The sequence below is a fragment of the Erythrobacter sp. GH1-10 genome, from assembly GCF_045363165.1.
GTDB lineage: Bacteria > Pseudomonadota > Alphaproteobacteria > Sphingomonadales > Sphingomonadaceae > Erythrobacter.
Window position 1 is genome coordinate 853,105 of sequence record NZ_JBJFLP010000001.1, and the last position, 24,555, is coordinate 877,659.

Below are 24,555 nucleotides of genomic sequence, written 5' to 3' on the forward strand. Positions count from 1 at the left end.
TGGGGGAGTAATCGCAAGTGACGCTCGAGACTATCGATATCATCATCATCGCGGGCTATGCGCTCGCGCTGCTCGGCATTGCGCTGTTCGTCAGCCGCGAGCCCGAGGGCCATGAAAAGAACACCGAGGATTACTTTCTCGCCGGTCGCGCGTTGCCGTGGTGGGCGATCGGTGCCTCGCTGATCGCATCGAACATCTCGGCGGAGCAGATCATCGGTCAGTCGGGGCAGGGCTTCGCTGTCGGCGTCGCCATCGCCGCCTACGAATGGCAGGCGGCGATTGTGTTGCTGATCGTGGCAAAATACTTCCTGCCGATCTTCCTCAAGCGCAAGATCTACACCATGCCGCAATTCCTGAACCAGCGGTATGGCGAGGGCGTCAAGAATCTGATGAGCGTGTTCTGGGTCGCGCTCTACACCGCCGTGAACCTTACCACCGTGCTTTGGCTCGGAGGCCTTGCGGTGGATTCGCTTACCGGCTGGGGTGTGATGGGATCGATGTTGGCGCTCGCCGCCTTCGCTGCGCTCTATTCGCTCTATGGCGGCCTGAAGGCGGTTGCGCTGACCGACATCATCCAGGTCGTGATCCTGATCCTTGGCGGGCTTGCCATCACCTGGTTTGCGCTCGATGCGCTGCCCGCCAATGGGGCGCTTGCAGGGTTCGGATACCTGATGCAGGAAATGCCGGGGCACTTCGAGATGATCCTCGACAGCGATCATCCGGCCTATTCCGACCTGCCGGGCATCTGGACGATTCTCGGCGGGCTGTGGGTGCTGCACTTCAGCTATTGGGGCTTCAACCAGTACATCATCCAGCGTGCGCTCGGTGCCGAGAACCTCGGCGAAGCGCAGAAGGGTCTCGCCTTTGCGGCGCTGCTCAAGCTGCTGGTGCCCTTTATTGTCGTCGTCCCCGGGATCGCTGCTGTGATCCTGGCGCAGCAAGGTGACCTCAATGCCGAAGCGCTGGGCGCAGCCTCGGATCGCACTTACGGCGAATTGATGGGCTTTGCGCCCGCCGGCCTGCGCGGCATCGTGTTCGCGGCGCTGATCGCAGCGGTGGTATCTTCGCTGGCATCGATGATGAACTCGATCTCGACGATCTTCACGATGGACCTCTATCGCAGCGCGCGACCCGACCGGTCGGAGCACCATTACGTGATGGTCGGACGGATCACCGCCTTTACCGCCATGGCGATTGCCCTGGTGCTTGCCCGCCCGTTCATCGGCGGCTTCGAAAGCGGCTTCCAGACGGTGCAGGAATACACCGGCTTTATCGCGCCGGGGATCGTGGTGGTGTTCCTGCTCGGCTTCTTCGACAAGAAGATGAACACCATCGGCGCCTTCACCGCGCTGCTGGGATCGCTGGCGGTCAACATCCTGCTGAAGTTCGGCATGCCGGACGTGCCCTTCATCATCCGCATCTGGGGCGTGTTCGTGCTCTCGATCATCGCCGCTGCGGTGGTCTCGCGGATGACCGGGGCGCCCGATGAGGAACGCACGGTCAAGCTCGGCGATATCGGCTTTGCAACCACCACGCTCTTCAACACGCTTGCGGCGCTGACGGTGGCGATCTTCGTCGGGCTCTATGTCATCCTGTGGTGATGCGCTAAGCCCCGTTCTGTGAAGGACGGGGCGCAGCACAAGCGGATATTGGTCGCGGGGGCAAGCGGCACGATCGGCCATGCGGTCTGCGAAGCCTTGCTTGCCGACGGTCACGAGGTGATCGGCCAAGTCCGGTACCATGCCCCGCTGCCGACCGGGTTTTCCGCGGTCTTCACAATCGGGCTCAACGATCCGGATGAGCTCGCAACCCAGATGAAGTGCGTCCAGCCGGATGTGGTCATCTCATGTATCGCCTCGCGCAGCGGCTCTCCCAAGGATGCGGAAGCGGTCGATTTTCGCGCCAACCTCAACCTCCTCAAGGCGGCTGAGGGCGTCGGGGCAAACCATTTCATTCTCCTGTCTGCGATCTGCGTGCAAAAGCCGCGCCTGGCCTTCCAGCACGCCAAGATCGCGTTCGAGCGCGCGCTGAAAGCGTCCGAGATCGACCACACGATCGTCCGCCCGACGGCTTTCTTCAAAAGCCTCTCGGGTCAGGTCGAGCGCGTCGCGAAGGGCGGCAAGTTCTTCCTCTTCGGCGATGGCGAGCTGACCCGCTGCAAGCCGATCAGCGACCGCGACCTTGCCACGTTCATCGTCGATTGCGTCACCGATCCCGAGCGCCGCAACGCGGTGTTGCCGATTGGTGGGCCCGGTCCGGCGATGTCATTGCGGGAGCAGGGAGAGCTGCTGTTCGAGGTGGCGGGCAAGCAGCCGCGCTTCCATTCCATTTCGCCGCGACTTTTCACCGGCATTGCCAAGGTCCTTTCGCTCGGCGCGCCGTTTTCCGGCTGGTTCGCGGAGAAGGCCGAATACGCCCGGATCGCGCATTACTATGCGACCGAGAGCATGCTGGTGCTCGACGCCGAGACCGGCGAATACAGCGCCGAAAAGACCCCCGAGTTCGGCGAGGACACGCTGCGCGACCATTACCGGGAAATGCTGAAAGCCGCGCGGTGACGGGAGGCGACCTGATCTTCACGCTTGCCAGCTGCGCTTTCTTCATGGCGCTCGTCGGGTGGATCAGCTGGATCAAGACGCGCGGGACAGCCGATACCAGGGAAGGCTACTTCCTCGCCGGACGCGGGCTGGGCGCGACCTTCATCGCCGGGTCGCTGCTGCTCACCAATCTCTCCGCAGAACAGCTGATCGGCCTCAACGGGTCGGCCTATGGCTACAACCTGTCGAGCATGGGGTGGGAAGTGACCGCCGCCGTGGCCACGATCGCGATGGCGCTGGTGTTCCTGCCGAAATACCTCGCGGGCGCCTTCACCACTCTGCCGCAATTCCTGAACGACCGTTTCGACCCGACCGTGCGGCGCATGTCGGTCGTGCTGTTCATGCTCGGATACGGCCTCGTGACGATCCCGAGCGTGCTTTATTCGGGCAGTCTCGCGGTGATCGCGCTGTTCGATGTGCCCGCGCTGACGGGGCTCGGCGATTTCGAGGCGCTGGTCGCGATGGTGATCGTGATCGGCGTGACCGGAGCGATCTACGCGATCTTCGGCGGACTTCGGGCCGTGGCGGTGTCGGACACGCTCAACGGCATCGGCCTACTGATTATCGGCGTGCTGGTTCCGGTGTTGGGGCTGGTCGCATTGGGCGATGGCGATTTCGGCGCGGGCCTCGCGAGGATCACTGCCGAACATCCGGAGAAACTGAACGCTATCGGCAGCGCCACCGACCCGACACCGTTCGGGACGATCTTCACGGGGATGATCTTCGCCAACCTGTTCTACTGGTGCACCAACCAGTACGTGATCCAGCGCACGCTCGGGGCGCAAAGCCTGGCGGAAGGGCAAAAAGGCGTGCTGTTCTCGGGCTTCTTCAAGGTGCTTGTCCCGTTCCTGATGATGATCCCGGGCGTGATCGCGTTCCATCTCTACGGACCGGGGCTGGGGACGATCGATGAAGCCTATCCCCGTCTGATCCGCGACGTCCTGCCCTCCTATCTCTCGGGCTTCTTCCTTGCCGTGCTGCTGGGCGCGGTGTTCAGCTCGTTCAATTCGCTGCTCAACAGCGCGGCCACGCTGTTCAGCCTCGACGTCTATTCACCCGCAAGGGGCGACCGGGCGAGCGATGCGGAACTCGTTCGGGTCGCCAAGATCGCCAGCCTCGTGATCGCGCTGTTCTCCTTCGCGGTCGCGCCGTTGCTCGCTTTCGCGCCAGAGGGGCTGTGGCAGATCATCCGCATCTTCACCGGTTTCTACAACATTCCCACCGTGGTGATCGTGATCGTCGGCCTGTTCACCGCGCGGGTCCCGGCGCTGGGCGCGAAGATCGTGATCGTCTTTCACGTCGCCGCCTATGGCCTGATCCGCTTCGTGTTCGACGATGTGGTGACGCTGCACTTCATCCACCTCTATGCGGTGCTGTTCGTGATCGAAGTCGGCATCATGCTCGCTTGCGGCTGGATAGCTCCGCGCGAGGAGGCGTGGAGCTTCACCCGCGACGAAAAGGTCGACCTCACGCCATGGCGTTTCGCGAAGCCGTTGGCCGTGACACTGTTCAGCTGTGTCGTCGCGACCTACCTGCTGTTTTCGCCGCTCGGCGTTGCCGGTCAGGCGGGGCCGGGGGCATTGTTCGGTACGCTGCTTGGTGCACTGGTGCTGGCGAATACCGTGGTCTGGACCATCGCCGCCCGAAGGCCAGCCTAGGCGACGAGCGAGGCCAAGACCCGCCGTTTGCCCCCGAACGGGCGGCGACCGTGCATCACCAGGAAATTGTCGACCAGCGCAACATCACCCGCCTGCCACGGGATGTCCGCTGTCAGCTCGTCGGCAATCTCGATCGCCGGGGCCATGTCCTCCGCCGTGATCGGCTCGCCGCCGCCAAAGGTGATCGAGCGGTTCGGATCGTTGCGGCGGTCGGCCCAGCCGCGGAAGGCGGCGATCAGCTGGTTGAAGAAGGTCCTGCGACCGTCTGACAGGGTGCGGATCGCGGGCAGGGCGGGGGTGGTCGCGCGCAGCACGTCGCCTTGCAACCATTCCCATGAATAGCCGAGCTCCGCCAGCCGCGCCTCAGCGCCGTCACGATCGTCGACGCTCAGAGTGCTGCGCCATGAACGCCCCTGACCCGATCCGGCATCGTCGCTGCCGGGCATGACATTGGTGTAGCGCACGCCCTCGGCCTCGACCCGCGCGACAAATTCGGGAGCCGCCTGTTCCAGCCGCTCGAGCACCCAGTCCGAACGGCACACCGGCGTCGCCCCACCTTGCTCCGCCGCTATCTCGCAGAAGAAGAACAGCTTGGAGGGGTAGAGCGGGGTCTGTGCCATTTCATGATGCAGGAAGATCTCGGTCGTCGGCGGGGCCTCGTTGGCGGTGAAGACGCGCGGGGTCACGTTGGTGCGCACCGCGTTGGAGAGCGATTCCTCATAGGTGAAGCCCGGTTCCCCGTACCCTTCGACAGCTGCGTCGAACGCCATCGGGTCGGGCACGTCGAATCCGCGGAACAGCAGCGCGCCCGCATCGGCGAGCGCATCGTCGACGGCAGCCTTGTTGCCCTTCAGGAACGCGGCAAGGTTGCCGCCGCCGGGGATGATCGCGGGGAAATCAGTCATAGATCGGATGGAAGGTGTTGAAGGCGGCCTCGGTGAAGACGCCGGGATCGTTGAAGCGCCGGTTCTGGTTGAGCGCGGAAATCGCCGCCATTTCCACCTGCGAGAGCTCGAAATCCTCGATGGCGAGGTTTTCACGCATCCGCTCGGGCTTCGAGGTCTTGGGTATGATCGCGGTCCCGCGCTGTACACCCCATCGCAAGAGCACCTGCGCGGGCGTCTTGCCGTGCGCCTCGGCGGCGACCATCACCGGCGCGGCCTTGAGGAGGCTCTCGCCTTCATCGGCCATACCCAGCTCGAAATAGCTCTGCGCACCGAGCGGGGAGAAGGCGGTTACATCGATCCCGTATCCGCGCGCGCACCGGATCAGCTTGTCCTGCGTGAGATAGGGATGCGCTTCGATCTGCAGCATGGCGGGCCGGATCTTTGCGTAGGTCATGAGGTCATGCAGCAGCGCCGAGTTGTAATTGCACACGCCGATATTCTTCACGAGCCCCTTGTCGACCAGTGCCTCCATCGCCGCCCAGGTTTCGTGCAGCGGGACCTGGGCGGGCTTCATCACCGGGGTCTCGGCGTCGGGATCGTGCAGCCATTCGGGCGGATAGCGCGTCTCGATCGGAACGTATTCGAGCGCGATCGGGAAGTGGATGAGGTAGAGATCGAGGTATTCGAGCTGCAAATCGGCGAGCGACTTGCGGCAGGCTTCCTCGACATGTTCGGGCGCGTGGAAGGTGTTCCACAGCTTCGAGGTCACCCACACATCGTCGCGCGAAACCAGCCCATCGGACATTGCGTGCGTCAGCCCTTCGCCGGTCTGCACTTCGTTGGCGTAATCGGCGGCGCTGTCGAAATGGCGGTATCCTGCCCGGACCGCCTCGACGACCGAAGAAGCGGTTTCCGATTGCGGTATCTTCCAGAGGCCGAAGCCAATGAGGGGCATTCCTTGGAGCACGATCAATCCTCGAATGTGATGTTTACAGGTTGTCCGGTGGCGATGCTTTGCTGGACAGCGGCACCCATCACCACCGAGCGATAGCCGTCGCGCGCCGAGATCAGCGGCGGTGTGCCATGCACCAGCGCGGCATGGAAGTCGCGCAGCTGGTAATAGGTCGCCCCGTGGTGATCGCCGGCGGCGAGCGCATCGGCTGGCGTGTCGACGGTTTCCACGAATGGCCCCGACTTGTCGCGCGGCGACCAGGTGACCTTGCCGCCGGGCAGTTTGACTTCCAGTTTGCCGACCGGCCCGACGGCGGAAATTTCCTCCTGCTCCTCGGACCCTTCGGCGAACATGCACAGATCGAGCATGGCCCGCGCTCCGCCTGCGAAATCGACCAGCACGAAAGCGTTGTCGATGATATCGGGCACTTCCCCATCGTAACGCTCGTCGAGGTGGTTTACGTCCTGCGCACCGCTCGCGAAGACGCGCACGGGTTCGTCGCGCAGGATGTGGCGCATGAGATCGAAGAAGTGGCAGCACTTTTCCACCAGCGTGCCGCCGGTGTTGCGATTGAAGCGGTTCCAGTCGCCGACCTTCACGAGGAAGGGGAAGCGATGCTCGCGGATCGCAAGCATCCTGATGTCGCCCGCCTCGCCTGCATGGACGCGCTCGATGAAACGGGTGACCGGCGGCATGTAGCGGTATTCAAGCCCGACCCAGAACAGGTTGGCATATTCGCGCGCCGCTCTTTCGAGCGCCAGCGCTTCGTCGACTTGCGTGCACATCGGCTTTTCAAGCAGCACCGCTGCGCCTGCTTCCATCACCGGCTTCACCACCTCGAAATGGGTGAAATTCGGCGAGGCGATGATGACCGCATCGGGCTTCACTTCCGTCAACAAGGCCTCGTTGTCGTCGAACAGCGTGACACGCTGGCCGAGGGTCTCCGCGAGCGCACTTGCAGCCTCGCGAGAACCGCTATCGGGATCGGCGATCGCCACCAGTTCGGCCCCGTCTACGAGGGCGAGGTTCTGCATGTGCTCGCGCCCCATCATGCCGCAGCCGATGATCGCGTATTTGCGCGGTTCGCTCATTCTTGCGCCCATGTGCGCGGCGTCCCGGCTTGGCAAGCGGTCATCGCCCGAGCGGGATCGCGTCTGCGGTGATCGGCAACACACGCTCACCCGCCTCGGCAAGCACGCGAGGTTCGGTCGAATAGTTGAAGATGAAGAGATGGCTGGCGGTGCGACGCACCCGCAGGCCTTCCGGCAGGTCGAGCAGGCCGATGTCGCCCTCCTGCGCCATTTTCTCGATGATCCGCCGCATCAAGGCGTGGTCGGGCCAGCCTGCGCAATAGCGGATATTGTCGTCCCGGAAGACAATCCCGCGACCGTCAGCAAGAACGAACTCGGGTTCGAGATCGGTCTGGACATCCTCGCGCCAGCGGGTGATCGACCATCCGTCTCCGGTCTCATGTATCCCGTCGCGCAGGCTTTCGACGCGCGTGATGGTGAGCGGGATCAGGCGTTTCAATTCGCCGGGGGCAAGTCCTTCGGGGATCGAAAAGCTCTCGGTTTTGCTGCCCGAGCGGGGGCCCAGAAGGACCGGGCAACTCAGTGCGGCGAACTTGTCCAAAAACCCTTCCGGCACGATCGGCAGGCTCGGTACCAGCACCATCGAATAGCCCGAGAGATCGGCAGCGGGCGAGACGATATCGATATTGAGCCCGCATTGCCGGAGGGCCGAATACCATTCGAACACGAGCTCGAGATAGCGGAAACTCCGGCCCTGCGGCTGGATTCCGAATATCCATGCGGCTTCGTAAGAGAATACCACCGCGACCTTCGCAGGGTCCGGCGTTTGCGGACCGAGGATCCTGATCGCCCTTGCGGCTGCGCGCACTTCGGCGGCGGCTTCGGCCTCGCTGCTGTCGGGGCGCAGCAGCCCGGCATGCATCTGCTCTTGCGCAAAAGGCGCCTGTCGCCAGCGGAAATAGCTCGTGAGTTCGGCCCCGTGAGCCATCGCTTCGAGTGTCCAGAGCTCGACCATGCCGGGCAGCGGAGCCGGATTGAATCGCGCCCAGTTCACCGGCCCGGGCTGCTGCTCCATTACCCCCCAGCGTCCGTTCGAGCAGCCGCGATAGAGATCGTGGTGGAACGCCGCGATGTCTGGGTGGCCCTGACGCAGGTAGGCGCGCTTCTCCGTGTCGGAAAACCAGAATTGCTCTAGGAAACCGAGCGGGTAGCTGTCCCACGTCGCGACATCGAGATCGCGCCCCACTTCGTGGTGATCGAACTCGCTGAAAAACCCCATGAAGTTGTGCGTGATGTCTCGGTCCGGAGAGTGTTCGCGCAGAATTGCCAGCTGCTCGCGGTTGAAGCTGACGACCTCGTCCGAGGCGAAACGGCGATAGTCGAGCCAATGCGCGGGGTTTGCCTCGGTGACGGTCAGGTTCGGCGGATCGACCTCGTCGAATGAGCCGTATTCCATGCTCCAGAAGACATTGCCCCAGGCCGTATTGAGCGCCTCGACCGTCTCGTAGCGCGCGGCGAGCCATACGCGGAACCGCGCCGCCGCCGCCTTCGAATAGCTCAGCACGGTATCGTGGCAGCCATATTCGTTGTCGGTCTGCCACATGACGATGGCCGGGTGCTCGCCATAGCGCCGTGCCATGGCGGTCACGATCCGGGTGCATTCATCGCGATAGCCTTCGTGACTGAAGCAATAGTGCCGCCGCGATCCGAAACCGCGGCGGCGGCCATTCTCGTCGATCGCCACCATGTCGGGCATTTGGTCGACCAGCCATTTGGGCGGGGTCGCGGTGGGGGTGCCCATGATCACCTTGAGGCCCGCCGCATCGAGTGTGTCGATCGCACGGTCGAGCCAGTCCCACTCGTACCGGCCCGGCTCGGGTTCGATCCGGCTCCATGCGAATTCGCCGATCCGGACGAGCGAAAGACCCATTTCAGCCATACGCCGCGCGTCTTCCGCCCACACATCCTCGGGCCAGTGTTCGGGGTAATAGCAGCAGCCAAGCTTCATGAAGCCGACGTTTCAGCGTGCGCGGTCACTATTGCAAGCGCGATCCTGCTCACAACGCATTTACACATATAAAAATATCTTTATATCCCCCATGCATGGTGATCGAAGGGATCTTCAAGGCACTGGCCGATCCGACCCGGCTCCGCATCGCGCGGTTGCTGGGCACGATGGAGCTTGCCGTTGGCGAACTGGCGCAGGTTCTCGGCCAGAGCCAGCCGCGCGTCTCGCGCCATGTCGGCATATTGTGTGATGCCGGGCTTGCCGAACGGCGGCGCGAAGGCAGTTGGGTTTTCCTGCGCTCTGCCAGCGGCAGCGACGGAGCCGATGCGGTGGTCGCGGCGGTCGAGCGGCTGCTCGCGATTGCCGAGGAAGGGAACGCCGAATTCGGCCAGCTGTGCCAGGCCGACCGTCGCAAGCTCGCCGCGATCCGCGAAGCGCGGGAGGAGGCGGCGGAAAGCTACTTCGCCCGCCACGCCAGCGAATGGGATGAATTGCGGGCGCTTCATAGCCCCGATGCGCAGGTCGAGCAGGCGCTGGTCTCGGCGTTTGCCGATGCTTCGCTCGGCTGCGTGCTGGACATCGGAACCGGGACGGGGCGCATGGCGGAACTGTTCGCGGGCAAAGCCGAACGGATCGTCGCCTTCGACAAGAACCTCGAAATGCTTCGGGTCGCGCGGGCGAAGCTGCAACACCTCCCCGCTTCGCAGATCGAGCTGGTGCAAGGCGATTTCGGCGAGCTGCCCTTTGATGCCGGACAGTTCGATACCATCGTGCTGCACCAGGTGCTCCATTTTGCGCAGGATCCCGCGCTCCCGCTGGCCGAGGCTGCGCGCGTGACCCGTGCCGGTGGACAGATCGCGATCGTCGACTTCGCCAATCACGACCGCGAGGACTTGCGGACCCGCCACCAACACGCCCGCCTGGGCTTTTCCGACCGACAGATGCGCGACCTGCTGCGCGGTGCAGGTTTCACCGCGAAAGAGCCGATCGCGCTCGACGGCGGCGAACTCACGGTAAAAATCTGGATCGGCAAACGCCGTGAAGGTCTCCCGCCCAAATCGATAACCCCCCGTTCCAAAGAGCATGCTGCATGACCCCGACTCTCGACCAGATGCACGAAGCGAAAACGGCGCTCGAAGCGCCGCTGTTCTCGAACCTGCCGGGCGACATCGCCATCAGTTTCGAGTTCTTCCCGCCGAAGAGCGAAAAGATGGCAGAGACCCTGTGGGAAAGCGTGGCAACGCTGGCGCCGCTTGGTCCGCGCTTCGTTTCGGTCACCTATGGTGCGGGAGGTTCTACGCGGGAGCGAACGCATGAGCAGGTCGTGCGTATCCAGAACGAGGCGGGTATACCGGCCGCGGCACACCTCACCTGTGTCAATGCGACACGCGAGGAGGTGGACGAGGTTGCGCGCCATTACTGGGAAGAAGGCATCCGCCACATCGTCGCGCTGCGCGGCGATCCGCCCGACGGCGCGGCCCACTACACGCCCCATCCGGGCGGCTACGAAAACGCTGCCGACCTGATCGCGGGCCTCAAGAAGGTCGGCGATTTCGAGATCTCGGTGGCCGCCTATCCCGAGGTTCACCCGGATTCGCCCGACCGCCAAGCCGATATCGACAACCTCAAGCGCAAGTTCGACGCGGGAGCCGATCGCGCGATCACGCAGTTCTTCTTCGACCCCGAGTGCTTCTTCCGCTTTCGCGACAAGGCCGCTGCCGCCGGAATCGATGCCGAGATCGTGCCCGGCGTGATGCCGGTCATGAGCTTTGCCGCCGTGCAGCGCATGTCGGGCCTGTGCGGCACCGCGATCCCCGGCTGGATGGAGGGCCTGTTCGAGGGCCTCGACGAGCGCCCCGCTGCGCGCCAGCTTGTGTCGGCGACCATCGCTGCCGAACTGTGCCGCAAGCTCTACGCCGGCGGTTCGCGCGAATTCCACTTCTACACGCTCAACCGCGCAGAGCTGAGCTATGCGATCTGCCATATGCTCGGCAAACGCCCGGTCGGAGATACGGTATGACGGCGCGCGAACGACTTCACGCGGTGGCCAGGGAGCGAGTGCTGATCTTCGACGGCGCGTTCGGGACGCAAATCCAGGACCGCAAGCTGTCGGAAGAGGACTATGCCGGCGATCTCGGCCTCGGGGCAGACCAGAAGGGCAACAACGATATCCTTGCGCTGACCCGCCCCGACGTGATCGAGGCCATCACCCGCAGCTATTTCGAAGCGGGATCGGATATCGTGTCCACCAACACCTTCTCTGCCAACCGCATCAGCCAGGCCGATTACGCCGCAGAAGATCAGGTCGCCGCAATCAATATCGCAAGCGGCCAGATCGCACGGACGCTCGCCGACGAATACGAGGGCAAGGACGGCAAGCCGCGCTTCGTCGCAGGCGCTATCGGCCCGACCAACAAGACCCTGTCGCTCAGCCCCGATGTCGAAGACCCCGGCTTCCGCGAGATCGACTTCGACGAGCTGACCGCGGTCTATAAGGAGCAGGCAGCCGCACTGATCGAGGGCGGATGCGACTTCATTCTGATCGAAACCGTCTTCGACACCTTGAACGCCAAGGCCGGTATCATGGCGGTGAAACAGCTCGAAGCCGAACTTGGCCTCGAAGTGCCGGTGATGATTTCGATGACGCTCACCGACCTTTCGGGCCGCAACCTGTCGGGCCACACGGTCGAGGCGTTCTGGTACGCGGTGCGTCATGCAAAGCCGGTCACCATCGGGCTCAATTGCAGTTTCGGCGCGGACCAACTGCGCCCGCATGTTAAGTCGCTCTCGGCCATCGCCGATACGCTGCTTATGGCCTATCCCAACGCCGGCCTGCCCAACGAGCTCGGCGAATATGACGAGATGCCCGAAACCACCGCCGCGCTTGTGCGCCAATGGGCCGAGAACGGTCAGGCCAACATTCTCGGCGGGTGCTGCGGTTCTTCGCCCGAGCACATCGCCGCCATCGCCAAGGCGGTCGAAGGCCTGACGCCGCGCGAAATTCCGACGCCCGATGTGGCGATGCGCCTCTCCGGCCTCGAACCCTTCGTGGTGGCAGCCTGATCCCATGAACACCCAAGCAAGTACCGCACGCTTCATCAATATCGGTGAGCGGACCAACGTCACCGGGTCGGCCCGGTTCAAGAAGCTCATCATGGCGGACGATTACGCCGCTGCGGTCGAGGTCGCACGCCAGCAGGTCGAGAACGGCGCGCAGGTGATCGACGTCAACATGGACGAAGGCCTGCTCGACGCGGAACACGCGATGACGACCTTCCTCAAACTGATCGCCGCCGAACCCGATATCGCCCGGGTGCCGGTGATGATCGACAGTTCCAAATGGGACGTGATCGAGGCGGGGCTCAAATGCGTCTCGGGCAAGCCGATCGTCAATTCGATCAGCATGAAGGAAGGCGAGGACGCCTTCCTCGAACACGCGCGCAAATGCATGGATTATGGTGCGGCGGTGGTCGTCATGGCGTTCGACGAGGTCGGGCAGGCCGACACCAAAGAGCGCAAGGTCGAAATCTGCAAGCGCGCCTACGACCTGCTGACCGGGATCGGTTTTCCGCCCGAAGACATCATCTTCGACCCCAATATCTTCGCGGTTGCGACCGGGATCGAGGAGCACGACCGCTACGGTCTGGACTTCATCGAGGCGGTGCAGGAAATCAAGCGGCAGTGCCCGCATGCCAAGACCTCGGGCGGTCTGTCCAACCTCTCTTTCAGCTTCCGCGGCAATGAGACGGTGCGCCGCGCAATGCACTCGGTGTTCCTCTTCCACGCGATCCCTGCCGGGCTCGATATGGCGATCGTGAACGCCGGGCAACTCGACGTTTACGACCAGATCGACCCGCAACTGCGCGAGGCATGCGAGGATGTGATCCTGTGCCGCCGCGAGGATGCGACCGAGCGGCTGATCGACCTTGCCGAAAGCTACAAGGGCAAGTCGGTCGCCGATGAAAAAGCCGCCGAGGAATGGCGCGGCTGGCCGGTAGAAAAGCGGCTCGAACACGCGCTCGTCAAAGGCATCGACGCGCATATCGTCGATGACACGGAGCAGATGCGGGCCGCGACCGCAGAGTCGGGGGGGCGCCCGATCGAAGTGATCGAAGGTCCGCTGATGGACGGGATGAATGTCGTCGGCGACCTGTTCGGATCGGGCAAGATGTTCCTGCCGCAAGTGGTCAAATCCGCGCGCGTCATGAAAAAGGCCGTCGCGCACCTCATCCCCTACATCGAAGCCGAGAAAGACTTGCTCCCCGAAGCCGAGCGCAAGGCCAAGGGCAAGGTCATCATGGCCACCGTGAAGGGCGACGTGCACGATATCGGCAAGAACATCGTCGGCGTGGTGCTACAGTGCAACGGCTATGACGTGATCGACATGGGCGTGATGGTGCCGTGGCAAGACATCCTCAAATCGGCGAACGACAACAAGGCCGACATGATCGGGCTATCGGGCCTCATCACCCCGTCGCTCGACGAGATGGTCACCGTTGCCGAGGAGATGCAGCGCGCGGGCATGACCATGCCGCTGCTGATCGGCGGAGCGACCACGTCGAAGGTCCACACCGCGCTCAAGATCGACCCGGCTTACGAAGGCCCGGTGATCCACGTGCTCGATGCAAGCCGCGCGGTCGGCGTCGCCTCGAACCTGCTTTCGGACACGCGTCGCGACGATTTCGTGGGCGATACCGCAAGCGAATACGAAAAGGTCCGGCTCGCGCGCGAAGGCAAGACCCCGAGCGTGCTGCTGAGCTTGGAAGATGCGCGGGCGAACTATTACGACGCTTATCTCAGTGATAAACCCGCGCCGCCCGCCCAGCCGGGTCTGCACGTGTTCGACGACTGGGACCTCGCCGACCTGCGCGAGTATATCGACTGGACCCCGTTCTTCCGCGCGTGGGAATTGCACGGCAACTACCCTGCGATCCTGAAGGACGAAGTCGTGGGCGAAACCGCCAGCCAGCTGTTCGACGATGCCAACGCGATGCTCGACAAGATCATCGCGGAAAAATGGCTGACCGCGCGCGGTGTCGCGGGCTTCTGGCCCTGCGCGCGCGACGGCGACGATGTGACGATCCACCGCGTGAACCGCGAGGAGCATATCGTGCTCCCCTTCCTGCGCCAGCAAGTGCGCAAGTCGCGCGACCGCGCCAACATGTGTCTTGCCGATTTCATCGATCCGGCGGGCGACTGGATCGGCGGATTTGCGGTGGGAATCCACGGTATCGAGCCGCATATCGCCCGCTTTCAGGAGGACAAGGACGACTATTCCGACATCCTGCTGAAAGCGCTGGCGGATCGCTTTGCCGAGGCGTTTGCGGAGCGGCTGCACAAGCACACCCGCACCGATCTGTGGGGCTATGCGCCGAACGAACAGCTGACCAACGAGGCGCTGATCAAGGAAGATTACCGCGGCATTCGTCCCGCTCCGGGCTATCCGGCGTGTCCCGACCATTCCTTGAAGCCGATTCTGTTCGAACTGCTCGATGCCGAGACAAACGCCGGGCTTACGCTCACCGAGAGTTTCGCGATGTGGCCCACCGCTGCGGTTTCAGGCTTCTATTTCGGTCATCCGGAAAGCCAGTATTTCGGCGTCGCTCGCATCGGGCGCGACCAGTTGGAGGACTACGCAAAGCGGCGCGGGGTCGACCTCGCCACCGCCGAACGCTGGCTCAGGCCGAATCTGGATTGATTGCAAAGGGCTTAGCGGCGATGGTCGTTTGATGTTGACCCGAACGATCGCCGCCCTGCTATTCCTGTCACCGATGGCCGCGCACGCCGAACAAACCATGCCTGCAACCGTCGTGGTCGCCTTCGATCGTGAGAGCGTCGCGCCGTTGATCGTCGAAGGAGTGGCCGATCGCGAAACGGGACGCCCCGTATTCGCCAACGCCCCGGTGCGGATCGCCAGCATCTCCAAGCTGATCATGGCGCTCGCGACGTTGCGGCTTGTGGACGAAGGCAAAGTCGATCTCGATGCCGACGTGTCGGATTATCTCGGCTGGCACGTCCATTCGCCCGACTATCCCGATGCCAAAGTAACCCTCGCACAATTGCTCTCCCACCGCGCGGGGCTGCGCGACAGGGCCGGATACGTTATCCCGCTGGGCGAGAGCCTCCAAGCGAAACTGGCCGATCCCGAAGCCTGGTATGCCGATGCCCCGCCGGGCGAAGCGCCGTTCGAATACGCCAATCTCGGCTCGCCGGTGGTGGCGACCGTGCTCGAAGCCGCGACCGGCGAGCGCTTCGATGCGATCGTTAAGCGCACCGTCTTCGCACCGCTCGGGATCGAGGCGTGCCTCAACTGGATCGGGTGCAGCGAGGAGCAGGTGGCGCGCGCCGTGGTGCTGTACCGCGATACCGGGGAGATCGCGCGCGACGACCCGAGCGACTTACCGCCCAACTGCACTATTCCGGTGGCGGAAGGATTCGAATGCAGCCTCGACGACTACGTGCCCGGCACCAACGCCTCGATCTTCAGCCCACAGGGAGGCGTTCGGATCGGGATGATGGATTTGGCGAAGATCGGGCAGGCAATCATGAATGAGGACGACCGGCTACTTTCCCGAAAGGCCCTGCGCCCTGCCGTCTTGGCGCTTTTTTCGGGACCCGTGGCCGGCCAGGAATTCTTTTGTTTCTACGGCCTCCACATGCAGGCAATCGATGTGCCTGACAGTGGATGTCAGGATACCTTGTTCAACGATGGCAACCCGCGCTTCGGGCACGCAGGTGAAGCCTATGGCCTACGTTCGGGCCTCTGGTTCAATGCCGACGAACCAACCGGCATCGCCTATTTCACCAGCGCCGTCCCGCCGCGCCAGTCTGCCGAGGACGAGGGCGGCTTCGATCCGCGCGAAATCGCGCTGATGAAGCGCGCGCAGGAACTTCTCGCCCAAGACCGCTCTGCGCAGCAATCTGGCGACTGATCGCACGATTGTTTCGCGCTTTCCCCGATCTTTTGCGCGTGGCGAAAAGAGGCGATTGACGCCGCCTTTCGCATCCGCAACATGGGTCGTGCCCGCCGGGAGTGATTCCGGCGTCTTTCGCGGGAGAGACTGGCCCTTTCAGGAGGGTCTGGCGCCGAAGGAGCAACCGCCCCGGAAACTCTCAGGCAAATGGACCGCGGCAAGAATGGGTACTCTGGAAAGCGCCCCGGACCTGATCCGGGGCCACCGAAGGGGAAGGTCGCGGATCGCCTTGGTTCGCGGCTGAAGCTCTCAGGTCACCCGACAGAGGGGGCAGGAACGACGCACCGTCAGGGGCGTTCAATTGCCTGTTCGGGGACCGAGATTTTGAGCGACGATACACCAGAAGACGAAATGCCGCTGGCGAATCTGCCGCTCGATGCGTGGCATCGCGAGCACGGCGCACGCATGGTCCCGTTTGCGGGCTACGAAATGCCGATCCAGTATGAGGGTATCGTCGCCGAGCACACCTGGACCCGCGAGAGTGCGAGCCTGTTCGACGTTTCGCACATGGGCCAGCTGGCGCTGAAAGGCGACAATGCCGCGCACGAGCTCGAAAAGCTGCTCCCCGGCGCGATCTCGAACCTCAAGCCGGGCAAGATGCGCTATTCGCTGCTGTTGACCGAAGCGGGCGGGATCCTCGACGACCTGATGGTGACCAACACCGGCCCGCACCTCGCGCTGGTGGTCAACGGCGCGTGCAAGTGGGACGACATCGCGCATCTGCGCGAGCACCTGCCCGACGATATCACGCTCACCCATTTCGACGATTTCGCGTTGCTGGCCTTGCAAGGGCCGAAGGCAGGCGCGGTGTTGGAAGACCTCATACCCGGCACCGCGGAGCTCACCTTCATGACTGCGGGCCTGTTCGAGTGGGACGGCACCCATGTCTGGGTCAGCCGCGCGGGCTACACCGGCGAAGACGGGTTCGAGATATCGATCCATGAAAAGCGCGCCGCCGATCTTGCCGATGCGCTGGTCGCCGACGATCGGGTAAAGCCCGCCGGGCTCGGCGCGCGCGACAGCCTGCGGCTCGAAGCGGGCCTGCCGCTGTACGGCCACGACCTGACGATCAAGACCGATCCGGTGAGCGCCGACCTGAGCTTCGCGCTGTCGAAGAAACGCCGCACCGAAGGCGGCTATCACGGTCATAAGGCTATCACGGCGCGGCTCGCCGAAGTCGAGGACGGAACGCTGGCGCAAAAGCGCGTCGGCCTGGTGCTCGAAGGCCGGATGCCCGCACGCGAAGGCGCCGAGGTTTTCGCGAGCGACCAGAAGGTCGGCACCGTCACCAGCGGCGGGTTCTCGCCGACGCTCGGCGTGCCGATCGCGATGGCCTATGTCGATGCCGCGCACGCCGCCGAGGGCACCGAGCTCGAATGCGAAGTGCGTGGGCGTCGACTGCCCGCGAAAGTTTCACCCATGCCGTTTGTCCCCCACCGCTATTACCGAGGGAGCTGATTGATGCCGCGTTATTTCACCGATGAACACGAATGGATCGACGTCGAAGGCGAAAGTGCCACCGTCGGGATCACCGATTACGCGCAGGAACAGCTGGGCGACATCGTCTTCGTCGAACTGCCGAGCGTCGGCACGATGCTCGACAAGGGCGGCGATGCGGCGGTTGTCGAAAGCGTGAAGGCGGCGAGCGACGTCTATGCGCCGATCACCGGCGAAGTGACCGAAGGAAACGCCGCGCTCGAAGACGATCCGGCACTGGTCAATTCCTCGCCCGAGGAAGAGGGCTGGTTCTTCCGCATGACCATCAGCGACACAGACGAGCTCGAAGGGCTGATGGACGAGAAGGGCTACAAGACCTTCGTGGACAGCCTTTGATTTTCTCATCCCGGCGCACGTGCCGGACGTAGCTGCCGCAGCTGCAAACCGCCCGTTAGTCGAAAAAGCGGGCTCAGGAGTAGAATTGATGCGTTACTTGCCCTTAACCGACACCGACCGCAGCGATATGCTGGCGACAATCGGCGCGGCTTCGATCGACGACCTGTTCGTCGATGTGCCCGCCGTTGCTCAGCTCGATGGGCCGATCCGCGACTTGCCGATGCATGCGAGCGAGATGGCTGTCGAGCGGCACATGAAGGCGCTCGCGAGCAAGAACCTCGCCGCAGGCGATGCGCCGTTCTTCCTCGGCGCGGGGGCATACCGCCATCACGTTCCAGCAACGGTAGACACCGTGATCCAGCGCGGCGAATTCCTCACCGCCTACACCCCCTACCAGCCCGAGATCGCGCAAGGCACGTTGCAGATGCTGTTCGAATTTCAGACACAGGTCGCGCGGCTCTACGGCTGCGCGGTGGCCAATGCCTCGCTCTACGACGGTTCGACCGCGTGCTGGGAGGCGGTGGCGATGGCGAACCGCGTCACCAAGCGCAAACGCGCGGTGCTCTCGGGCGCGCTCCACCCGCATTACGCGCAGGTTGTCAGGACCATGGCGCACTTTACCGGCGACACTATTGCCGACGCGCAGCCCGCAATCCAGACCGAGCCCGATCTCGACGGCCTGGTCAGCCGGATCGATGATGAGACCGCCTGCGTTGTGGTGCAGTATCCCGACATCCTCGGGCGGGTCAGCGACCTTTCGGTGGTGGCCGAGGCCGCGCATGCCAAGGGCGCGCTGCTGATCGTGGTCAACACCGAGCCGGTGGCTCTCGGCGCGATCACCTCGCCCGGCGAGATGGGCGCGGATATCGTGGTGGGAGAGGGCCAGTCGATCGGGGTCGGCCTGCAATTCGGCGGACCGTATCTCGGCCTGTTCGCGGTTCGCGATCCCAAGCATGTCCGTCAGATGCCGGGACGGTTGTGCGGCGAGACCGTGGATGCCGAGGGCAAGCGCGGCTTCGTGCTGACGCTCTCGACCCGCGAGCAGCACATCCGCCGCGAGAAGGCGACTTCGAACATCTGCACCAATAGCGGACTGTGCGCGCTCGCCTTCAGCGTGCACATGACGCTGCTCGGCGAAAAGGGCCTGCGCGAACTCGCTGCGGAGAACCACCGTCTCGCCTGCCTTGCCGCCGACCGGCTCGTGAAAGTGCCGGGGGTGAAGCTGCTCAACAACGCTTTCTTCAACGAGTTCACCCTGATGCTCGAAGGCAAGCCGGCGCGCGAAATCGTCCGCGACCTTGCCGATCGCGGCGTGCTCGGCGGCGTGTCGCTCGGGCGGCTCTACCCCGGCGTAGAGGCACTCGAACACGCATTGCTGGTCGCGGTGACCGAGACCACCACCGAAGATGATATCGAGACGCTCGCGACAGAGCTGGAACGCAGCGTGAAGGAGGCCGTATAATGAACGCCCCCAACAAGAGCGGTTGGAAGCCGCAGATGGAAGTGGCCGAGGACGGTCTCCACAACGGCCCGCAGACCGTTACCGGCAACCGCGCACTGATGCTCGAGGAGCCGCTGCTGTTCGAGATCGGTCATGCCGAGGTGACCGGTGTCGACCTGCCCGAGATCGATCCCGCGGCGCCGACGCGGCTCGGCGGTCTTGAGCGCTCGGAACCCATCGGTCTCGTCGGCCTGACCGAGCCTGAGACTGTCCGCCACTACACCCGCCTCAGCCGCCAGAACTATGCCATCGACCTCGGCCTGTTCCCGCTCGGCAGTTGCACGATGAAGCACAATCCGCGCCTCAACGAAAAAATGGCGCGACTGCCCGGCTTCGCCGATATCCACCCGCTTGCGCCGCAGAACAGCGTGCAGGGCGCGCTCGAAGTGATCCATCAGCTCGGCCACTGGCTGTGCACCCTCACCGGCATGCCTTCAGTCGCGATGAGCCCCAAGGCGGGCGCGCATGGCGAATTGTGCGGGATCCTCGCGATCCGCGCGGCGCACGAGGCGCGCGGCGATGCCCGCGAAGTCGTGCTCGTGCCTGAAAGCGCGCACGGCACCAATCCCGCCACCGCCGCTTTCGCCAATTACCGCGTCGAAGACATCCCCGCGACGCCCGAAGGCCGCGTCGATGTCGCGAAGCTGAAGGAACGCCTAGGACCGGATGTGGCGGCGGTGATGATCACCAACCCCAACACTTGCGGGCTGTTCGAAAAGGATTTCCGCGAGATTGCGGACGCCGTCCACGAAGCGGGCGGCTATGTCTATTGCGACGGTGCAAACTTCAACGCCATCGTCGGCCGGGTGCGCCCCGGCGATCTCGGCGTCGATGCAATGCACATCAACCTGCACAAGACCTTCTCCACCCCGCACGGCGGCGGTGGGCCGGGCTCGGGGCCGGTGGTGTTTTCCGAAGCGCTCGCGCCGTTCGCGCCGCTGCCTTTCGTGCGGAAGAATGAAGACGGGGTGTTCGAACTGGTCGAAGAGGAAGCGCGCGAGGAAACGCGCGGCCAGACCTTTGGCCGGATGACCGCTTTCCATGGTCAGATGGGGATGTTCACCCGCGCGCTGACCTATATGCTCAGCCACGGCGCGGACGGATTGAAGCAGGTGGCAGAGGACGCGGTCCTCAACGCCAATTACGTGCTGCGCAGTCTCGAAGACCTGCTCCACGCGCCCTTTGCCGGGAGCGGGCCGTGCATGCACGAGGCGCTGTTCGGCGATAAGGGCTTCGGCGGCGACCTGTCGACGCTCGACCTCGCCAAGGCGCTGATCGACGAGGGGTACCACCCGATGACGGTGTATTTCCCGCTTGTGGTCCACGGCGCGATGCTGGTCGAGCCGACCGAGACCGAGAGCAAGGCCTCGCTCGACGAGTTCATCGCAGCCTTCCGCAACGTTGCCGAGCGCGCGCTGGCGGGAGACGAGACGATGAAGCAGGCGCCCTATTACGCGCCACGACGGAGGCTCGACGAGACCCAGGCGGCACGCAAGCCGAAGCTGGCGTGGGAGGAGGATGCTGCACCGGGAGGCGAGCCGACCCGCCACGAAAAGGGTGACCGCTAGGAGGCGCAGACCTCCGATGAAAATCGTCTTCAGCCGCAAGGGGTTCGACAGCAGCGCGGGCGGCGGACCGTCGCCGATTGTCGGCGGCCGCCCGCTGAGCCTGCCTATTCCGGCCGGGACCGCAAGCGCAACGACCTATGCCGAGCTCGGGCTGGGCGAGCATGCGGCGAAAGCGAGCCGGGGCAAGCTGGGGCCGAACGACCTGTGTCATCACGATCCGATGTTCTGCGATGATGGCACGTGCGTATTCGGCCAGCACAGCGCCGCGCAGACCCATCTCGAAGGGCAGGGCGTCGGTGTCGGCGATGTCTTCGTGTTCTTCGGACTTTTCGCCGAAGAAGTAACGCGCGAGCCGCATCACCGCATCTTCGGCTATCTGCGCGTAGAAGAAGTGATCCGGCTTGCCGATGAGGTGCCGACAGAACTGATCGACCTGAAGCACCCGCATGCGCTCGCGATGCACAGCGCCAACGACGTGATCTGGCGCGGCGAGGGGCGCGCCGCCAACCGCGCAAGCGACGCGTTGCGGCTGACGGTTCCGGGTGGTCCGCCGAGCTTGTGGCAGCGGCCGCACTGGCTGAAGCGCGGCGGTCTCTCCTATCACGACCGCGAGGATCGGTGGCTACGCGGAGGCAAGCTCCGCAGCGTCGCGCGCGGTCAGGAATTCGTCGCCGATATCGGGCGACGGCAGGCCCCGCGCGAATGGCTTGATGCGATGATAGCGCAGATCAATAGGTCTTGATCAGCGCCGAGAAATCGAGCCCGCCATTGCCCGCGCCCGTGAAATCCTCATAGAGCGCGGCTGCGCGCGACCCCATCGGCACCGCGGCGTCGGCGTTCTCGGCAGCTTCCATCGCAAGCCGCAGATCCTTGAGCATCAGCGCGGTCGCAAATCCGCCTTGGTAATCATTGTCGGATGGCGCTTGTGGGCCGACTCCTGGGACCGGGCAATAGCTCGTCATCGACCAGTTCTGGCCCGACGAGACGCTCGAGATGTCGTAGAAGGTCTGCGGGTCGAGCCCGAGTTTTTCCGCCATCTTGAAGGCTTCGCAGGTCCCGGCCATGTGGATCGCGAGCAGCATGTTGTTGCAGATCTTGGCCGCTTGCCCGTTGCCGACGGCACCGGCGTGGATCACCGCCTTGCCCATCGCTTCGAGCACGGGCTTAGCGGCATCGAAGGCGTGAATTTCGCCGCCGACCATGAAGGTCAGCGTGCCCGCATTGGCCGCCGCGATCCCGCCCGAAACCGGCGCGTCGACCATCTTGTAGCCTTCCGCATGCGCCGCATCGGCGACTTCGCGTGCGGTGGCGACATCGATGGTCGAGCAATCGATCAGCGTGGCTGCGTGCGGCGTGTGGCCGATCACGTCCTTGGTGTAGACATCCTTCACGATCGCGCCGTTGGGCAGCATGGAGACCACCGCTTCGGCGCCCTCGACCGCTTCGCGCACGCTGGAGAAGGTTTCGCACCCGGCCTCCTTCGCGCGCGCCAGCGCTTCCTCGGACAGATCGAAGGCGCGCACCTTGTGCCCCGCCTTCACAAGGTTCGCGGCCATTCCGCCGCCCATGTTTCCGAGGCCGATGAATGCGATTTTCATGTCACTCTCCCAAGTTCCGTTCGTGTCGAGCAAAGTCGAGGCACAGTTGCGCGGACGCCTCTCGATTGCGCTCGAGGCGAACGGCTGCGGTAGCTACCGCCCCTTCCACTGGCCTTCGCGCTTCTCGATAAACGCCGCCATGCCTTCCTTCTTGTCCTCGCTCGCAGTGAGGATCTGGAAGATGCGGCGTTCGACGATCAGGCCCTGATCGAGCGTCATTTCGAACGCGCTGTTGACCATTTCCTTGTTCGCGATGGTTGCCATCGGCGGCATCGAAGCGATGGTCGCAGCGGTCTTGAGCACTTCGGCGAGCAGCTCCGCTTGCGGCACCACGCGAACGATCAGGTTCGCGCGTTCGGCTTCCTCGGCGCCCATCATCCGGCCCGTGAGGCACATTTCCATCGATTTCGACTTGCCGATCGCGCGGGTCAGGCGCTGCGAACCGCCCATGCCGGGGGCGACGCCGAGCTTGATTTCGGGCTGGCCGAATTTTGCGTTGTCCGAAGCGATGATGAAGTCCGCCATCATGGCGAGTTCGCACCCACCGCCCAGCGCGAAGCCGTTCACCGCCGCGATCCACGGCTTGCGGGTCTTCTTCACGATCTCGCTGGTCCACGGCGCAAAGAAATCGTCGAGATAGAAATCCGCCGCAGCCTTTTCGCTCATCTCCTTGATGTCCGCGCCGGCGGCGAAGGCTTTCTCGCCCGACCCGGTCAGCACCGCACACAGCTGGCTGGCGTCGGCCTGGTAGTCGGCGAAGGCTTCGATCAGTTCATCGAGAACCTTGGAATTGAGCGCATTCAGCGCTTGCGGGCGGTTGAGCGTCATCAACGTGACGCCCTTCGTGCCCTGCGCGTTCTTTTCGACCAGGATGGTTTCGTAGCTCATAGGGGTTTCCATTCTTCATCGGCAGGCAGCGGCGCAAAGATGCTGTCGAGCAGCTCTTCGGTCACGCCTTCGGGGGTGGGAGGATCCCACTTCGGATCGAATGTCTTGTCGACGATCACCGCGCGGACGCCCTCGGCGAAATCGGGGCGGGTGAGCACGCGCGAGGCAATGCGGTATTCCATCCGCATATTGTCGGCGAAATCGGTGAGCTCCTTGCTTTCCGCCAGCTGGCGCAGCGCGACCTTGCAGGTCTGCGGGCTCTTTGTGCCCAGCGTGTCGCGTTCCTTCTGTGCCCAGTCGTCGCCATCCTCGATCGCGGCTTCGAGACTCGCGAGGATGTCTTCGTAGCTGTCGGAGGCGAAGTGTTTTGCGATCTTGAGGGCGTTTTCCTCGATCCGCGCCTTGGGCGGCGTGCCGACCGGTTCGGACAGTATGCCTGCGATCCGGCCCGGTCGTTCGACGATCCGCGCCTTGATGTCTTCGAGCATTTCGCTCGGCACATAATGCGTCGCGAGCCCTGTCCACAGCGTCTCCGCGCCGTCGAGCCGCGCGCCGGTCAGCGCGAGGAACTGGCCCAGCCTCCCGCCGATTCGCGAGAGATACCAGCCGCCGCCGACATCGGGGAAAAGCCCGATACCCGTCTCCGGCATGGCGAAACGTGTGTTCTCGGTCGCAACGCGGAACTTGCACGGCTGCGAGATGCCCACGCCGCCGCCCATCGTGATGCCATCCATGAAAGCCACGATCGACTTGGGATAGGTGAACATCTGGTGGTTCAATTGGTATTCGTCGTGGAAGAACTTGCGGCCGGACACGCCGCCATCGTTGAGGGCGGATTCGCGCAGCAGGTTGATGTCGCCGCCCGCGCAAAAGCCGCGTCCCTCGTCATGATCGAGGATCACCGCCTCGATCGCGTCGTCGTTCTCCCACTCGGACAGCGCCGCGCTCATCGCGTGACACATATCGAGCGTGAGCGCGTGCAGCGCCTTGGGGCGGTTGAGCGAGATATGGCCGATAGAGCCGTTCGCGCGGATAACTACGTCGTCTGTCATCGATGGCG

The 24,555-nt window shown here is 63.8% G+C and carries 20 protein-coding genes and 1 riboswitch; of the genes, 13 read left to right on the forward strand and 7 right to left on the reverse strand.

What is annotated here, in order from left to right:
- Positions 1-17: 17 nt before the first annotated feature.
- The 3 genes from ACI5KX_RS04230 to ACI5KX_RS04240 are packed head-to-tail and all read left to right on the forward strand — an operon-like array spanning position 18 to position 4,255.
- Positions 18-1,601: a sodium:solute symporter family transporter gene (locus ACI5KX_RS04230; RefSeq protein ID WP_406809423.1), complete on the forward strand. Its 1,584-nt coding sequence runs from the start codon at positions 18-20 to the stop codon at positions 1,599-1,601.
- Between the two features lie 18 nt (positions 1,602-1,619).
- Positions 1,620-2,558: an NAD(P)H-binding protein gene (locus tag ACI5KX_RS04235; RefSeq protein ID WP_406809424.1), complete on the forward strand. Its 939-nt coding sequence runs from the start codon at positions 1,620-1,622 to the stop codon at positions 2,556-2,558.
- The gene (locus ACI5KX_RS04240) at positions 2,555-4,255 is read left to right on the forward strand and encodes a solute:sodium symporter family transporter (protein WP_406809425.1); all 1,701 of its coding nucleotides are present in this window, start codon (positions 2,555-2,557) and stop codon (positions 4,253-4,255) included. Before ACI5KX_RS04235 ends, ACI5KX_RS04240 begins: the two co-directional genes overlap by 4 nt.
- On the opposite strand, the gene ACI5KX_RS04245 is transcribed toward ACI5KX_RS04240, so the two are convergent.
- Genes ACI5KX_RS04245 through ACI5KX_RS04260 form a run of 4 tightly spaced genes read right to left on the reverse strand, consistent with a single transcriptional unit; the run spans position 4,252 to position 9,133 of the window.
- Positions 4,252-5,160, reverse strand: coding sequence for a TauD/TfdA family dioxygenase (locus ACI5KX_RS04245; RefSeq protein WP_406809426.1), 909 nt, complete (start codon positions 5,158-5,160; stop codon positions 4,252-4,254). The genes ACI5KX_RS04240 and ACI5KX_RS04245 overlap by 4 nt on opposite strands.
- Positions 5,153-6,097, reverse strand: coding sequence for an aldo/keto reductase (locus ACI5KX_RS04250; RefSeq protein WP_406809427.1), 945 nt, complete (start codon positions 6,095-6,097; stop codon positions 5,153-5,155). Before ACI5KX_RS04250 ends, ACI5KX_RS04245 begins: the two co-directional genes overlap by 8 nt.
- A gap of 14 nt (positions 6,098-6,111) precedes the next feature.
- Positions 6,112-7,185 (reverse strand): Gfo/Idh/MocA family protein, encoded by a 1,074-nt coding sequence (locus ACI5KX_RS04255; RefSeq protein ID WP_406809428.1) that lies wholly within the window; start codon positions 7,183-7,185, stop codon positions 6,112-6,114.
- Positions 7,186-7,225: 40 nt separating this feature from the next.
- Positions 7,226-9,133 (reverse strand): beta-galactosidase, encoded by a 1,908-nt coding sequence (locus ACI5KX_RS04260; protein WP_406809429.1) that lies wholly within the window; start codon positions 9,131-9,133, stop codon positions 7,226-7,228.
- A 95-nt stretch (positions 9,134-9,228) separates the two neighbouring features.
- On the opposite strand from ACI5KX_RS04260, the gene ACI5KX_RS04265 reads away from it, so the two are divergent.
- From ACI5KX_RS04265 to ACI5KX_RS04310, 10 genes are all read left to right on the forward strand, one after another.
- Positions 9,229-10,227, forward strand: coding sequence for an ArsR/SmtB family transcription factor (locus tag ACI5KX_RS04265; protein ID WP_406809430.1), 999 nt, complete (start codon positions 9,229-9,231; stop codon positions 10,225-10,227).
- Entirely contained in the window at positions 10,224-11,153 is a 930-nt protein-coding gene (gene metF, locus ACI5KX_RS04270) for a methylenetetrahydrofolate reductase [NAD(P)H] (protein ID WP_406809431.1), read from the forward strand. The genes ACI5KX_RS04265 and metF overlap by 4 nt, the downstream gene beginning before the upstream one ends.
- Entirely contained in the window at positions 11,150-12,196 is a 1,047-nt protein-coding gene (locus ACI5KX_RS04275; protein WP_406809432.1) for a homocysteine S-methyltransferase family protein, read from the forward strand. Before metF ends, ACI5KX_RS04275 begins: the two co-directional genes overlap by 4 nt.
- Before the next feature lie 4 nt (positions 12,197-12,200).
- Positions 12,201-14,831 (forward strand): methionine synthase, encoded by a 2,631-nt coding sequence (gene metH / locus ACI5KX_RS04280; protein WP_406809433.1) that lies wholly within the window; start codon positions 12,201-12,203, stop codon positions 14,829-14,831.
- Between the two features lie 31 nt (positions 14,832-14,862).
- On the forward strand, positions 14,863-16,065 hold the full coding sequence (locus ACI5KX_RS04285; RefSeq protein WP_406809434.1) for a serine hydrolase domain-containing protein: 1,203 nt from the start codon (positions 14,863-14,865) through the stop codon (positions 16,063-16,065).
- Between the two features lie 110 nt (positions 16,066-16,175).
- A riboswitch (glycine riboswitch) is annotated at positions 16,176-16,272 on the forward strand.
- A 159-nt stretch (positions 16,273-16,431) separates the two neighbouring features.
- Positions 16,432-17,565: a glycine cleavage system aminomethyltransferase GcvT gene (gene gcvT, locus ACI5KX_RS04290; protein ID WP_406809435.1), complete on the forward strand. Its 1,134-nt coding sequence runs from the start codon at positions 16,432-16,434 to the stop codon at positions 17,563-17,565.
- Between the two features lie 3 nt (positions 17,566-17,568).
- Positions 17,569-17,940, forward strand: a complete 372-nt coding sequence (gene gcvH, locus ACI5KX_RS04295) for a glycine cleavage system protein GcvH (RefSeq protein ID WP_406809436.1) — start codon at positions 17,569-17,571, stop codon at positions 17,938-17,940.
- An 88-nt stretch (positions 17,941-18,028) separates the two neighbouring features.
- Complete coding sequence (gene gcvPA / locus ACI5KX_RS04300; protein ID WP_406809437.1) at positions 18,029-19,402, forward strand: aminomethyl-transferring glycine dehydrogenase subunit GcvPA; 1,374 nt, start codon at positions 18,029-18,031, stop codon at positions 19,400-19,402.
- On the forward strand, positions 19,402-21,009 hold the full coding sequence (gene gcvPB / locus ACI5KX_RS04305; RefSeq protein WP_406809438.1) for an aminomethyl-transferring glycine dehydrogenase subunit GcvPB: 1,608 nt from the start codon (positions 19,402-19,404) through the stop codon (positions 21,007-21,009). Before gcvPA ends, gcvPB begins: the two co-directional genes overlap by 1 nt.
- Positions 21,010-21,025: 16 nt before the next feature.
- A complete protein-coding gene (locus ACI5KX_RS04310) occupies positions 21,026-21,751 on the forward strand; it encodes a hypothetical protein (RefSeq protein ID WP_406809439.1) in 726 nt (241 codons plus the stop codon).
- Here ACI5KX_RS04310 and mmsB read toward each other — a convergent pair.
- From mmsB to ACI5KX_RS04325, 3 genes are read right to left on the reverse strand one after another with little or no spacing between them, the layout of a single operon-like run.
- Positions 21,738-22,640, reverse strand: a complete 903-nt coding sequence (mmsB, locus tag ACI5KX_RS04315; RefSeq protein ID WP_406809440.1) for a 3-hydroxyisobutyrate dehydrogenase — start codon at positions 22,638-22,640, stop codon at positions 21,738-21,740. The two genes, ACI5KX_RS04310 and mmsB, sit on opposite strands and share 14 nt — an antisense overlap.
- A 60-nt stretch (positions 22,641-22,700) precedes the next feature.
- The gene (locus ACI5KX_RS04320; RefSeq protein ID WP_406809441.1) at positions 22,701-23,495 is read right to left on the reverse strand and encodes an enoyl-CoA hydratase-related protein; all 795 of its coding nucleotides are present in this window, start codon (positions 23,493-23,495) and stop codon (positions 22,701-22,703) included.
- Positions 23,492-24,547 carry an enoyl-CoA hydratase/isomerase family protein gene (locus tag ACI5KX_RS04325; RefSeq protein ID WP_406809442.1) on the reverse strand — a complete coding sequence of 352 codons (1,056 nt, stop codon included), beginning with the start codon at positions 24,545-24,547 and terminating at the stop codon, positions 23,492-23,494. The genes ACI5KX_RS04320 and ACI5KX_RS04325 overlap by 4 nt, the downstream gene beginning before the upstream one ends.
- Positions 24,548-24,555: the final 8 nt, after the last annotated feature.